The 13,274-nt window shown below is 65.1% G+C and carries 12 protein-coding genes; 4 read left to right on the plus strand and 8 right to left on the minus strand.

Annotated features, from left to right (window positions below):
- Window positions 1-31: 31 nt before the first annotated feature.
- Window positions 32-1,255, plus strand: a complete 1,224-nt coding sequence (locus PI87_RS27610; protein ID WP_084210133.1) for an MFS transporter — start codon at window positions 32-34, stop codon at window positions 1,253-1,255.
- 6 nt (window positions 1,256-1,261) lie between these two features.
- Here PI87_RS27610 and PI87_RS27615 read toward each other — a convergent pair whose 3' ends face one another.
- The 3 genes from PI87_RS27615 to PI87_RS27625 form a co-directional block, all read right to left on the minus strand.
- Window positions 1,262-2,248 carry a M14 family metallopeptidase gene (locus PI87_RS27615; protein WP_039600950.1) on the minus strand — a complete coding sequence of 329 codons (987 nt, stop codon included), beginning with the start codon at window positions 2,246-2,248 and terminating at the stop codon, window positions 1,262-1,264.
- 37 nt (window positions 2,249-2,285) lie between these two features.
- Window positions 2,286-3,614, minus strand: a complete 1,329-nt coding sequence (locus tag PI87_RS27620; protein ID WP_039600951.1) for an MFS transporter — start codon at window positions 3,612-3,614, stop codon at window positions 2,286-2,288.
- 133 nt (window positions 3,615-3,747) lie between these two features.
- Window positions 3,748-4,659, minus strand: coding sequence for a LysR family transcriptional regulator (locus PI87_RS27625; protein WP_039600952.1), 912 nt, complete (start codon window positions 4,657-4,659; stop codon window positions 3,748-3,750).
- A gap of 119 nt (window positions 4,660-4,778) precedes the next feature.
- Between PI87_RS27625 and PI87_RS27630 the strand changes: the two genes are divergently transcribed.
- Together PI87_RS27630 and PI87_RS27635 are read left to right on the plus strand one after the other, a co-directional pair.
- Entirely contained in the window at window positions 4,779-5,975 is a 1,197-nt protein-coding gene (locus tag PI87_RS27630; RefSeq protein ID WP_039600953.1) for an FAD-dependent oxidoreductase, read from the plus strand.
- 20 nt (window positions 5,976-5,995) lie between these two features.
- Complete coding sequence (locus PI87_RS27635) at window positions 5,996-6,553, plus strand: hypothetical protein (protein ID WP_039600954.1); 558 nt, start codon at window positions 5,996-5,998, stop codon at window positions 6,551-6,553.
- 15 nt (window positions 6,554-6,568) lie between these two features.
- Here the strand turns inward: PI87_RS27635 and PI87_RS27640 are convergent, their stop codons facing one another.
- From PI87_RS27640 to PI87_RS27650, 3 genes are all read right to left on the minus strand, one after another.
- Window positions 6,569-6,964 (minus strand): cupin domain-containing protein, encoded by a 396-nt coding sequence (locus PI87_RS27640; protein ID WP_084210134.1) that lies wholly within the window; start codon window positions 6,962-6,964, stop codon window positions 6,569-6,571.
- Between the two features lie 24 nt (window positions 6,965-6,988).
- Window positions 6,989-7,729: a response regulator transcription factor gene (locus tag PI87_RS27645; RefSeq protein ID WP_039600955.1), complete on the minus strand. Its 741-nt coding sequence runs from the start codon at window positions 7,727-7,729 to the stop codon at window positions 6,989-6,991.
- A 473-nt stretch (window positions 7,730-8,202) separates the two neighbouring features.
- Complete coding sequence (locus PI87_RS27650; RefSeq protein ID WP_039600956.1) at window positions 8,203-9,120, minus strand: LysR family transcriptional regulator; 918 nt, start codon at window positions 9,118-9,120, stop codon at window positions 8,203-8,205.
- A 152-nt stretch (window positions 9,121-9,272) separates the two neighbouring features.
- On the opposite strand from PI87_RS27650, the gene PI87_RS27655 reads away from it, so the two are divergent.
- On the plus strand, window positions 9,273-10,169 hold the full coding sequence (locus PI87_RS27655) for a pirin family protein (RefSeq protein WP_039600957.1): 897 nt from the start codon (window positions 9,273-9,275) through the stop codon (window positions 10,167-10,169).
- A gap of 51 nt (window positions 10,170-10,220) precedes the next feature.
- Here PI87_RS27655 and PI87_RS27660 read toward each other — a convergent pair whose 3' ends face one another.
- Entirely contained in the window at window positions 10,221-11,255 is a 1,035-nt protein-coding gene (locus tag PI87_RS27660) for a serine/threonine protein kinase (RefSeq protein ID WP_039600958.1), read from the minus strand.
- A gap of 12 nt (window positions 11,256-11,267) precedes the next feature.
- Window positions 11,268-12,941 carry a DEAD/DEAH box helicase gene (locus PI87_RS27665; protein ID WP_039600959.1) on the minus strand — a complete coding sequence of 558 codons (1,674 nt, stop codon included), beginning with the start codon at window positions 12,939-12,941 and terminating at the stop codon, window positions 11,268-11,270.
- Between the last annotated feature and the right edge of the window lie 333 nt (window positions 12,942-13,274).

Genomic DNA, 13,274 nt, shown 5'->3' on the forward strand with positions numbered 1-13,274 from the left:
TTCGAAAAAACTCGTACAAGGATTCACCACCATGTCTTCACCCGCCATCACCGTTTCACCCAGCCGGGCAACGGCCCGCGTCACTGCCGACATGTGGCGTGCCGCCGGGATGATCACCGCCGTGTTCATGCTGTCCAATTCGCCGACGCCGCTCTATGTGGTCTGGCAACGCGCGCTGGGCTTCTCGTCCGGCACGCTGACTGTCATCTTTGCTTTGTATATCGCCGGGCTGCTGGGCACGCTGCTGGTGGCCGGTCAGTTGTCAGACCGCTATGGGCGCAAGCCGGTGCTGTTGCCTGGCATTGCGGCCGCGTTGGTCGCGTGCGGGTTGTTTGCCTGCGCATCGTCCACCGCCATGCTGGCCGTGGCCCGTTTGCTGACCGGCATTGCCGTGGGTGTCATCGTCTCGGCGGGGATGGCATCGGTGGGGGATCTGGGCGGCGCCGAGCGCAAGCGCGATGCCGCGCTGCTCGCTTCGGTGGCGATGGTGCTCGGCGCGGGCCTCGGGCCACTGCTGGCCGGAGGCGCCGGACAAGCGCTCGCGCATCCGGTCACGACCGTGTTCGGCTTCGAGTCCGTGGTCCTGCTTTGCGTCTTCGTGATTGCGTGGCGACTGCCGCTCGCCCGGCCCGCCAAACCACAGGGTGGTGATACGGCACCGCTGCATCTGCCGTCAGTGCCCGCGCAGAACCGTCGCCATGTCGCCAGCGGCATCGGCGTCTTCGGGCCCGGCATTACGGCAACATCGTTCGTGCTGGCACTGGGGCCATCCCTGCTGGCACGCCTGCTCGAGGTGCGCAGCCCGCTGGTGGCGGGCGGCATGGCATGCGCGATGTTTCTGACCGCAACCGGCGTCCAGGTTGCCGTGCGGCGCCTGTCGGTGCGGACGTTGTTTGCGGCGGGTACCGCCGCGACCACGCTGTCGATGGGCGCACTGTGTGTCGCCGTGCACGCGTCGTCAGCGCCCTTTCTGGTGATCGCCGCGCTGTTGGCGGGGGCGGGACAAGGCCTCGGGCAGCTCGGTGGCCTGACGCTCATCAGTCTGCACGTGCCGGACACGCGGCGGGCCGAAGCCAATGCCGTCATGAACATCGGCGGCTATCTGCCCGCCGGATTGCTGCCTGTGATGACCGGCTACGCGATCGATGTCTTTGGCCTGGCAACCGGCGCCACGGCATTTGCCGTGACGCTGGCGCTCATCGCGCTTGGCACCGGCGGCCTGGTCTTCCGGTCGCTGGCACGCAGTGGCAATTGAGTCGATTCAGGCGGCGCTCTCCAACCGGCCCAGCCGCACCACCGTCACGCCGGGCGCCAGATGCCGCAGCGACGGCTGCAGCAGCACGCAGTTGTCGTACGGCGTAACGATCTGCGCATCACCATCGGTGGCGATGACGGTGCCAGCGCGGGCGATGACTTCCATGCCGCGATAGTCCTGCGCAAAACGAAAGCCGATGGACTTGGCGACCACCGGGTCAGTCACGCGGATGCATCGCACATCCAGCGCCGGGGCAATGCCCAGCCACGCCGAGACGACCGATGCATCCACCGTATCCAACGCCACCAGCACGCGTGCACACGCGTCGAGCGCCACGTCGCGGCTCACGCGCTCGAAGTGCTGGCCGCACTCGATGAGCAGCGCGTTCTTCCAGCTGGCGGCATCGCCAAACCCACCGTAGTCGCGCAGGCGGCGGCCGGCAGCATGGCCGGCGTCAATCATCAGGTGCGACGGTGCACCGACCTGGCGGCCGAACGCGACACCCTTTGCCAGCGGCCCGGTCAGCATCAGCGGTTCAGCCTTCTCATGCATCGAGTGGATGTCGAGCAGGTAGTCGACCGTGTCGATCACCGGGCGCAGTTCGCGCGCGCGGCGCAGCTCCAGCGTGTTGCCAGGGCCGTCGAGCTTGTCGGCGGACCACACACGATTCAGGTCTTCATCGATGAAGCGCGTGGCATCCGGGTCGTTGATGTCGAAGCGCTCGTAGGCCTCAACGTTGGCGAACGACAGCGTCAGCTTCCCGCGTGCGGGACGCACACCGGCGGCCAGCAGCGCATCCACCGCAATCGCACCACACAGCTCGTTGCCATGCGTGAGCGCGTTGATCATGACGTGCGGGCCGGCCACGCCACTGTCGAACGTGTGCACATAGTCGACGCCATGCGTGCCGGTCTTCCAGCCGCGGATGTCAGGTTTGCTCAGCTCGATCGGGTACACCGGCAGCGTGGCGCGCAGCGCCTCCAGGGTCATCATGCGAAATCCTTGGGTGTTACGAGAAGTCAGTTCGGGTTCAGTGCGCACGTGCGCGGCCACGCAGCATCCACAGCGACGCCAGGCTGATGAGCGTGGTGGCAAACACGTAGAAGCTCGGCGACGTCTTGATGTGCGTGACACCAATCAGCCACGTGACGATGAGCGGCGAGAACCCGCCGAAGATCGTCACCGACAAGTTATAGCTCAAGGCCAGACCTGTGCCACGGTTGCGCGTCGGGAAGATGTCGGCCAGCAGCGCGGGCAACGGCGCCAGGATGGCCGCCAGCAGCACACCCACAATCGCCTGCATGACCAGCAGCGTCCAGAACGTCGGTTGCGCAACCAGCGTGGCGAACATCGGATACGTCGAGAGCGCAATCACCACCATCGCAATCGACACCACGCGGATGCTGCCAAAGCGATCGGCCAGCAGGCCGAACGCGGGTGCCATCACCATCAGCATGGCGCCGGTGATCATCGTGCAGACCAACGACGCGCTGGTCGCAATGTGCAGTTGATTGATGGCATAGGTCGGCATGTAGACCTTCTGCACGTAGTTGAACGCGGTCACTGCCACCACTACGCCCGCGCCCAGCAGCAGCCCCGGCAAGCCTTGCGTGAGCGTGTCGCGCAGCGGCGAGCGCTCTTGCAGCGCCGCTGGCGCCTCGGCTTGCATGGCAACGAACTCCGGCGTCTCTGGCGTATGGCGGCGGATGTACACGCCGATGGGGCCGATCAGCAAGCCGAACAGAAAGGCCACGCGCCAGCCCCACGATTCCACCTGCTCGGTGGTCAGCGCATACGTAAGCCATGCGCTCAGGCCGGCTGCCAGCAATGTCGCAAGACCCTGCGTGGCGGCCTGCCAACTCGCGTTGTAGCCCATGCGCTTGCCGTTGGCATGCTCGATCATGAAGGCCGTGGCGGAACCGAACTCACCACCGGCCGAGAAGCCTTGCAGCAGCCGCGCCACAATCACGATCGCCGGAGACCAGAGCCCGATCGACGCATACGTGGGTGCAAACGCGATCATCGCCGTACCGAGCATCATCAGGAGGATCGACCACGTGAGCGCCGCCTTGCGGCCGACGCGGTCGGCATAGCTGCCGAGCACCATCGAGCCCAGCGGCCGCATGATGAACGACACGCCAAACGTGCCGACGGAGAGCATCAGCGAGCTCCACGCGTCACCTGTCGGAAAGAACAGTTTGCCGATCGTGATGGCAAAGTAACCGTAGATCAGCAGGTCGTAGTATTCGAGCGCGTTGCCGACACTGGCGGCCAGCACGGCGCGCCAGGGCGCGGGGTGTCGGTGCGTGTCAGTGGCGCAGGCGGGCGCGCCGCTTGCGTTAAGGGTGTGGGCTGGCATGGTTGTCTCCCCGTGGTCTGTGCCGATCCGCCTGTTGAACTGCCTGGCGGGCGAAGGTTGCGGGGGAGTCTAGGCGCCGTGCCAGGGCGGCTTGTGCCGTTTCGGCACAAGGTTGGGCTTTTTGCGATACGCCTCAGGTGGCGTCGGTGCGGGCGTTGTCGACGGCCAGTTGCCACACCTCGTCGAGCAGCGCGCTCTGGTTGCTGCGCACGCGCATCATGCGGATGTCGACGTGGATGTGCCAGGCCTCGTCGCCAGCGAGGCGCAATGCTCCGGCGTTCAAGTGCGGCTTGGCCAGGCGATACGGCAGCCACGCCATGCCGAAGCCGCGCAGGGCCATCTCCTCCACCGCCTCGTAGAAATCGGCCTGAAACACGGGCTGCAGATGCGCCTTGCGATCGGCCGCGGCCAGATGGCTGTCGAGCATCTGCCGCAAGGTCAGCCCACGCGCAAAGGCCAGCCAAGGCAGCGGCGCTGTCGCCGAGCCTGGCAACGTGAAGCGCACACGGCCGCGTTTGTCGGAAGCGCTCACGGGCACCAGCGTCTCGCTGCCGAGCAGGCAGTTGTCGTACTTGCGCGGGTCGAGCAGCGCGTCGGCCTGCGGGCTGGCGTAAGCGATCAGCAAATCAACGGTGCCATCGGCCAGCGCCAGCACCCCCTCCTGCGTGCCTCCTGTCGTCACCGTCAACGGAAACACACCACGCTGCCGCGCCAGTACCTCATACCAACCGGGGACAAAGGTGCGCGCCAATGTGCGCCCGGTGCCGATCTTGAGTGCCACGGGCAGTTGGGCCTCGCGCAGCAGCAGGCGCGCATCGTTCAGGCCATCGACGGCATTGGCCGCTGCATCCAGAAAGAGGCGCCCGGCTGGCGTGAGCGTAACCGGATGCTCACTGCGCTCCACCAGCGCCGTGCCCACCCACTCCTCCAGCGCCTTGATGCGCCGCCCAAACGCGGGGTGCGTGACGTTGCGGTTCTCGGCGGCGCGGCTGAAGCTGCGCGTTTTCGCCAGTTCCTTGAAGTCTTCCAGCCATTTGATCTGCATGGCGCGTCCAGTGGAGCCGATAGAGGTGTGCGCATTATCTGGCAGGAGCGGCACGAACAGCCTTAACCTGCGTGCCGTATCGTTATCATCTTGATGAGCAAACGATCCACCACGCATTCATGACCGCACCTCGCCCGCTGTCCATCGGCATTGCAGGCGCCGGCAACGCCGGCCTGGCCGCCGCCATCGCGTTTGCCCGCCAGGGGCATGACGTCCACGTCTTCGAAAAGCACCCGCAATTGACCGCGATGGGCGCGGGGCTGTTGATCCAGCCGCAGGGCATCCGCGCGCTGGAAGCACTCGGCGTGGGCCGTGAGTTGGAGAGCATCGGCGCGCCCATCGACCGGCTGATCGGCCTGAGCCATCGCGGCTGGCGCTTGCTCGACATCGACTACGCCGATGCGCCCGGCCGTGCGGTCACCCGCCATGCGCTCTCATCCATGCTGTACGACGCGGCTTTGCGCGCCGGTGCGGCATTCCACTTCGACTGCGGCATCCAACAGTTGCACCGCGACGGCGCGCAGGCGCGTGTCACCCACGCTCAAGGTGAATCAACCTTTGACCTGTTCGTGATCGCAGATGGCGCCGCCTCCGCACTGCGCGAGCCTGCGGGCCTGGCCGGCCCGTCGAGCACCTACCGCTGGGGCACGCTCTGGTTCCAGGCCTGGGTCGATGGCTGGAATGCGCGCGTGCTGCACCAACGCTTTCGTGGCACGCGCGAGATGATGGGCCTGCTGCCCACCGATGTGGAAGGCTCGCGCACGCGCCTGTCGATGTTCTGGAGTCTGCGTGGCGATACCGTCGATGCCTGGCGCCAGGGCGACATCGCCCAGTGGAAAGCCCACGTGCTAAGCCTGTGGCCGCAAGCCGCGCCCGTGGTCGAACAGATCCGCTCGCACGACGATCTGCCCTTCGCTGTCTATCGCCACACGTGGCCGCGCGCACTGGCCAAACCGCCCTACTGCGTGATCGGCGACGCAGCCCACGCGATGAGCCCGCAGCTCGGCCTGGGGACCACGCTGGCCGCGCAGGATGCGCTGGCGGTGGCCTCTGCCGTGCAAAAACACGGCCCCGTCGACGGTGCTCTTGCCTATCACGCACGCCGGCTGCGCACCGTGCAGGCCTACCAAACCCTCAGCCGTGCGCTCACGCCGTGTTTCCAGGCGCAATACGGCGGCTGGGCGCGCGACATGGTGTTCACCACCGGCCTGCGCATCCCTGGCGTGGCGTGGCTCATGAAACGCAGCCTGGCCGAGCCGCCCGCACGCAATGCGGCCCTCACCACCTCGCCCGCAAGCGAAGAGCCCCAAGCATGAGCCCGACACCATCCGCCGACATGTCGCTGCTGCACAGCTTTTTGCCCGAGCACCAGTTCAGCGAGCGGCATCAGATCCGCATCGATGCCCCACCGGGGCGTGTACTCGACATGATTCCGCAACTGGACGTCAGCGACTTCCCGCTCGCGAAACTGTTCTTGCATCTGCGCGCGGTACCGGCGCGCCTGGCAGCACTGGCGGGCCGGCATAGCGAGCGTCGTGTCGATGCAGCGTTCGGATTGCATGACTTCACCGCGCTCGGCCGGGATGGCGATCGCGAGCTTGCCCTAGGTCTGGTCGGCAAATTCTGGGAGCCCGCCGGCGGGCTCGTCCACGTGGAAGCGGGTGATTTCCGCTCGTTCGCCACACCCGGTGTGCTCAAGCTGGTGATGACGTTCGTGACCCAGCCCGATGGCGCAAACGGCACGCTGCTCACCACGCGCACTTGTGTGCATTGCCCAGACGACGCCTCGCGCCGCCACTTCACGCCGTACTGGTTACTGATCCGCATGCCGAGCGGGTTGATCCGCCGCATGATGCTCAAGCGCATCAAGCAGCTGGCTGAGGCAAGCGCGTAGCCCCAGAAGCGCCGCTTACACGTCCAGAATGACCAGCGTGCCAGCACTGCCTGCGTCCACGCTATGTGGCACGCCGGCCGGCACCACGTAGACCTCGCCGCGCGAGACCGTCACAGCCTCGCCGTGAATGCGCAGGCGCAGTTCACCGTCGATCACCAACAGACCCTCGGCATAGTCGTGCACCTCGTCGGGATACGGCGTGCCATCCATGCGCAGCACCTTGAAGTTGCTGCCGCCAAATCGCTCCAGCACGCGGGACGACCACGCCTTGGGGAGTTCCTGCGCAAACGCATTCAGATTGACCAGCGACACGACGGCCTCGGCAAACAGATAGGGAAGCGCCGAGCATACCAGCGGCTGCAGAGGCAAGAAGGGCGACACCGCGCTACCGCGATATCGCCCTGTTGGCATGGGTGTAACTGATCAGGCCTTGTCTTACTCTTCGTACGCCATGTCCGCGACACCGGCCAGCGCATCGCCCCCTTCCGCAGGCTTCAGGTGGTCCAACCGATAGCCATGCTTGTACACGGCCACCAGGCGCACCTCGTTCACCGGCTCGATGTTCAGCTTCATGCGGATACGCGAGACGTGGCTGTCGATCGTGCGCGTGTACTCCGATGAGTTGCGGCCCCACACCTGCCCGAAGATGTGGTCACGCGAGAGCGTACGGCCCACGTTCGAGAACAGCAGCAGCGCGAGTTGGAACTCAATGCCGGTCAGCGTGACAGGCTCGCCGTGCAGCGTGACCTGCTGGCGCTGCGGATTGAAGTGATACGGGCCGACGTCAAACGGCAGACGACCGTACGGAATCGGGTACGCACGGCGCAGTAGCGCATCAACGCGTGCACGCAACTCCGGAATACGGAACGGCTTGGTGATGTAGTCATCGGCACCTTGCGTGAGTGCGCGCACCAGGCCCTTCTCACTTTCTTCGCCCGTCACGAACAGGATCGGCAGCACATCCTTGTGGCGGCTGCGCACCACGCTCAGCACATCGATGCCGAGCATGCCCGGCGTGTGCCAGTCGAGGATCAGCATGTCGTACGAAGAGCGGCCCAGCATGCGCAGCAGCGTTGCGCCGTCGGTATAGGTGACCACGTCGTGGCCGGACTGGGACAGGATCTGGACGATGACTTCGCTCTGGAAGGGATCGTCTTCAAGCAAGGCGATACGCATGTTCGGTTCCATGAAAAATGCGCACATGCGTGCCGGGATGGCGTGGGCCCTTACGGCAGCCCGATCGGGCGCACTCTCGTGCGATCCGTTGCATGTGTTATTTCCATGCAATTTTGTTGGCAAGATGTGCCGCGAACCATGAGAAGAGTCCTAATTTGTGGAGACGCTTCCAAGCGTCCATGGTCACTGGCTGACCGAGAGCATAGGTATCGCGAACAAAAAAAAGCCCGGACAAACGAGGTCCGGGCGGCGGTGTTTCTCACAACGTGACGGGATCAGAAACACCCAAGGGTCGCGTATGCCGGACACGCTGCAGCACACCGGGGGGACGCGCTGCAACGCTTCACGGGGGTGACGTCAAGGAGGTCGACGTAGTTGTCCGGCAAACGTGGAGCGGATGATGCCGCGCTACGTGCATGGTCGGATCATTCGTCACAACATTTGACGAGCCACCGGGGCCCGACGGCAACGCCTCAGGTGGGATCGGCGTTTTCCAGTTCCTGCCGGATCGACTCTGTCAGCATGTCGATCAGCAAACGAACCCGCTTGGGCACGAAACGCGCAGAGGGCGTGACCAGGTTGATCGGCTCACCGCTGGTGGCGTAGTCGGGCAGCACGCGCACGAGGCGCGGCAGCGGCGCATTTGCGCGCGCAATGCCGCTCGCGTACAAGGGTAACGGACCGATGCCTGTGCCGGAGGCAATGAGCGTTTCGAGGTAGATGAGGCTGTCCGCATTCAGGCGCGCACGCACGGCCACGGTCTTGAGGCCGTCGGGGCCGACCAGGCGCCATTGCGTCTCGCCACGGCCGGTGCCACGAAAATCGAGACAGCAGTGATCGGCCAACTCCTGCACCGTCTGCGGCGCACCGCGGCGCTGCAGGTAGTCCGGTGAAGCGAACAGCCCGATGCGCAGCACACCCAGCGGTCGTGCCACGAGCGAACTGTCGGCCAGACGCCCAACGCGCACGGCCAGATCGAAGCCCTCCTGCACAAGATCCACGTTGCGCGGCGAGAGCACGACATCCAGGTCGATGTCCTGGTACTGCTGCATGAAGCGCGCGGCCACCGGTGCAACCAGCAGGCGGCCCACGTCTTCGGAAGACGTGAGGCGCACTTTTCCTCTCGGCAGGTCCTGCAGCTCCCCCGCACAGGTTGTTGCACGCTCGATGTCTTCCAGTGCGTGCGATGCCACCTGATACAGACTCTGGCCCGCATCGGTCAGATGCAGCGTGCGCGTGGTGCGCTGTAACAGACGTACGTTCAAATCCTGCTCCAGCGCGGCAATCCCGCGGCTGACAGACGATTTGGGCAGATCCAGGCGCGCGGCGGCGGCGGTAAAGCTGCCCGCTTCGACAACGCGCACGAACAGCGACAATTGGTTCAAATCCACGTGGTTTCCTCCTCTTGTGGTTGTGCTCGCCGGCCCGTTGTTGTAATTGTCCCGCCGGGAGCAACATTTTTTCCCACGATAACCGACTAGTGCAAAAGGGGCAACCACCCTACATTTGGGATATGACAAATCCCCGAATTCAGGAGAACAATATGGAAACCCTCGTGCAACCTCGCGTGGAACGCGCTCGCCGCGTGGAACGCATCGTCACTGGCCGGCCCACCTCGGACGGCGCGGGCGTGAAGCTCACGCGTGTGCTGACGAACAACCTGCAACGCCGCCTCGATCCGTTCCTGATGCTCGACGCATTCCGCAGCGATGACCCGAACGACTACCTGGCCGGCTTTCCCGATCACCCGCACCGCGGTTTTGAAACGGTGACGTACATGATCGCGGGCCGCATGCGCCACCGCGACAGCGCTGGTCACGAAGGCCTGCTGCAACATGGCGGCGTGCAGTGGATGACGGCCGGCAGCGGCGTCGTGCATTCGGAAATGCCGGAGCAGGAAGACGGTGTGATGGAAGGCTTCCAGCTCTGGCTGAACCTGCCCGCCAGCGACAAGATGACGACGCCGTGGTATCGCGACATTCCGTCAAACGAGATTCCCGAGTTCACCACGGAAGACGGCGTAGCCGTGCGCGTGATCGCCGGTGAATCGCAAGGCGTACAGGGTGCGATGACGCGTGAAGCAACGCAACCGCTGTATCTGGACATCACGCTGCCGGCGGGCGCATCGTTCGCACAGTCGCTGCCTGTGGGGCACAACGCGTTCGTCTACGTGTTCCGCGGCAGCGCGCTGGTGGGTGATGCCGATGCACCGGGCAACGCTGGCCTGCAACGTGTGGATGACAAGCAGATGGCCATCCTCGCCAACACGGAAGGCAGCGACGGTGTGGTCATCCGCGCCGGTGATGCGGAGGCACGCGTGCTGGTGGTGGCAGGCAAGCCGCTGAACGAGTCGATCGCGCAGTACGGCCCGTTTGTGATGAACACGCAGGAAGAGATCTTCCAGGCCGTGCGTGACTTCCAGGCTGGCAAGTTCGCTTAAGGCGTCAACTCGGGCGTCAACGCCGTCCCAAAGAAAAACCGCCGCTCGGTTTCACCAGAGCGGCGGTTCGTCCAACAGCGCGATCTGCTCGCGCAATTCCAATACCCGGTCCTGCCAGTAGCGTTGCGTGTTGAACCACGGAAACGCGGCAGGAAACGCCGGGTCATTCCAGCGACGCGCCAACCACGCGCTGTAGTGCAGCAGGCGCAGCGTGCGCAACGCTTCCACCAGATACAGCTCACGCGTGTCGAATTCGCAGAAGTCTTCATAGCCGGCCAGCACGCTGGCGAGCTGCGATTGCATCGATGCGCGATCGCCCGAGAGCAGCATCCACAGATCCTGCACGGCGGGGCCGGTGCGGCTGTCGTCAAAGTCGACGAAGTGCGGGCCGGCGCTGCGCAGCGGGTCGTTCTTGATCGCGTCGCCTTCTTCGATCCAAAGGACATTGGAGGCGTGGCAATCGCCATGCAGGCGCAGCAACGTCACATCGCCCGCACGGTCGTAGCAGCGACGCACACCATCGAGCGCGGCATCGGCCACGCTGCGCCAGGCAGGCAGCAAATCGGGCGGGATGAAGTCGTGTTCGAGCAGCCAGTCGCGCGACTGCACGCCGAAGGTGTCGATGTCGAGCGCAGGCCGCGCCGTGAACGGGCGTTGCGAGCCGACGGCATGGATGCGTCCGAGGAAACGGCCCATCCATTCGAGCGTGTCGTCGCGATCGATGGCGGGCACGCGGCCGGCGCAGCGCGGGAAAACCGCGAAGTGCCAGCGCTCGAACGCATGCAGCGTGCGGCCGTCGATTTCCAGCGGGGCAATCACTGGGATCTCAGCGGCTGCGAGTTCCGCCGTGAAGGCATGTTCCTCGACGATCTGCGCGTCGTTCCAGCGGCCGGGGCGGTAGAACTTGACCACCACCGGCGCGCTGTCTTCCACGCCGACCTGGTAGACGCGGTTCTCGTAGCTGTTGAGGGCGAACATACGGCCGTCCGGCATCAGCCCCACCTGCGCCAGCGCATCGAGGATGCTGTCGGGCGTCAGGCCGTCGTAGGGGGCGTCAGCGAATGCGGGTTGGCCGTCGTCGTGCATGGGCTGCCAGTCTTAGGCCTTGCGACCGCCGAGCAGTGCGGCGGCCTTGGCGAACAAACCGTTGAACGGTTGCTTGGCGGGTTGCGCCGCCTGGGCCACCTTCGGCTGTGCAGCTTGCGTGCCGGACGCACGACGCTGACCGCCCTGACCGTTGCCTTGACCTTGGCCCTGACCGTTGCCCTGGCGTTGACCACGTGCGTGCGATTGGCCGTTACCGTTGCCACCGCGCGGCTTCGGTGCAGCCTGGCCATCGCGCTGGCCTTGTGCCTGACGCTGGCGACCGCCGCCATTGCGACCTTGGCCCTGGCCCTGCCCTTGGCTTTGAACCTGACCCTGGCCGGTACCGTTGCCGCTCGATTCACGACGCGGTTCGCGAGGCTCACGCTGAGCACGCGGCTCGCGCGGTGCGGCGTTGCCGGCAGCGGCTTGGCGCGGTTGCTGGTTACGACCACCACCCGGGCGGCCACCGCGTGCGTTGCCACCGCGGCCCGCCGAGTTGCGACCATTCGGAATCGGCTCCGGTGCAATGCTCGGGTCCGGCTCGAAACCTTCCAGCACGGTGCGCGGCAGTTCGCGCTTGATCAGGCGTTCAATGTCGCGCAGCAGGCCGTGCTCATCCACGCAGACCAGCGAAATTGCCTCACCCTGTGCACCCGCACGGCCCGTACGGCCGATACGGTGCACGTAGTCTTCCGGCACGTTCGGCAGGTCGAAGTTGACTACGTGCGGCAGTTGATCGATGTCGATCCCGCGCGCAGCGATGTCGGTGGCGACCAGCACGCGCAGCGTCCCGGCCTTGAACTCCGACAGCGCACGCGTACGCGCCGACTGGCTCTTGTTACCGTGGATCGCCAGCGCGGGAATACCGTCGCGCGTGAGCTGTTCGGCCAGGCGGTTCGCGCCGTGCTTGGTGCGCGTGAAGACCAGCACCTGGTGCCAGTCGTTGTCGCGCACGAGCTTGGCGAGCAGTTCGCGCTTGCGCTCGCGGTCGACCGGATAGATACGTTGCTCAACCGTCTCGGCCGTGGTGTTGCGGCGTGCGACTTCAATCAGCGCGGGCTTGTCGAGCAAGCGGTCGGCCAGTTCGCGGATGTCATCCGAGAACGTGGCCGAGAACAGCAGGTTCTGGCGCTTGAGCGGCAGGATGTTGAGGATCTTGCGGATGTCGTGGATGAAGCCCATGTCGAGCATGCGATCGGCTTCGTCCAGCACCAGCAGTTCAATGTGCGACAGATCGATGGTGCGCTGGCCCACGTGGTCCAGCAGGCGGCCCGGCGTGGCCACAACGATATCGACACCGCGCTTGAGCGCATCGATCTGCGGGTTGATGCCTACACCGCCGAACATCACCATCGACTTCAGCGGCAAGTATTTGCCATAGGCGCGCACGCTTTCTTCCACCTGCGCGGCGAGTTCACGCGTGGGGGTGAGCACCAGCGCGCGGATCGGGAAGCGCATGCCGTTGGGCGTCTGCACCTTGTTCGGCTGCGTGGCAGACAGGCGATGCAGCAGCGGCAGCGTGAAACCGGCAGTCTTGCCGGTGCCGGTCTGTGCACCGGCGAGCAGGTCACCGCCCTTGAGAATCGCGGGGATGGCCTGGCGTTGAATCGGAGTGGGTTCTGCGTAGCCGAGTTCGGCCACGGCACGTACCAGCTTGTCTGACAAGCCGAGTTCGGAAAACGACATGGAAAAGCAATTGGACCGGCGTGTCCCGCGCATTCGTTCGTGCGCCAATCGTGGACAAAGCCTGGGTAGGTGACGGGGCGACTGGACCCCGGGGACTGCAAGAAGGGCGGTAGTTTAACAGCAGGGCGTGGCACACGCCGAGAAACCGCATGCTGGTGGGGCTTGTCAGCTTTTTTGTGTTCAGGGCAGTTGGAGGCTCACCGTCAGATTGCGCGGTGAGCCGGCATTGTCTCAACGATGGGGATGCGTGAAGCGGTCTTCGTAGAGGATCGCGAACTGGTTCATCGCAGCCTTCCAGTCGTGGGTGGAACTGCCCCACTTGCCCGTGATGTT

Source organism: Ralstonia sp. A12, assembly GCF_000801955.1.
Taxonomy (GTDB): Bacteria; Pseudomonadota; Gammaproteobacteria; order Burkholderiales; family Burkholderiaceae; genus Ralstonia.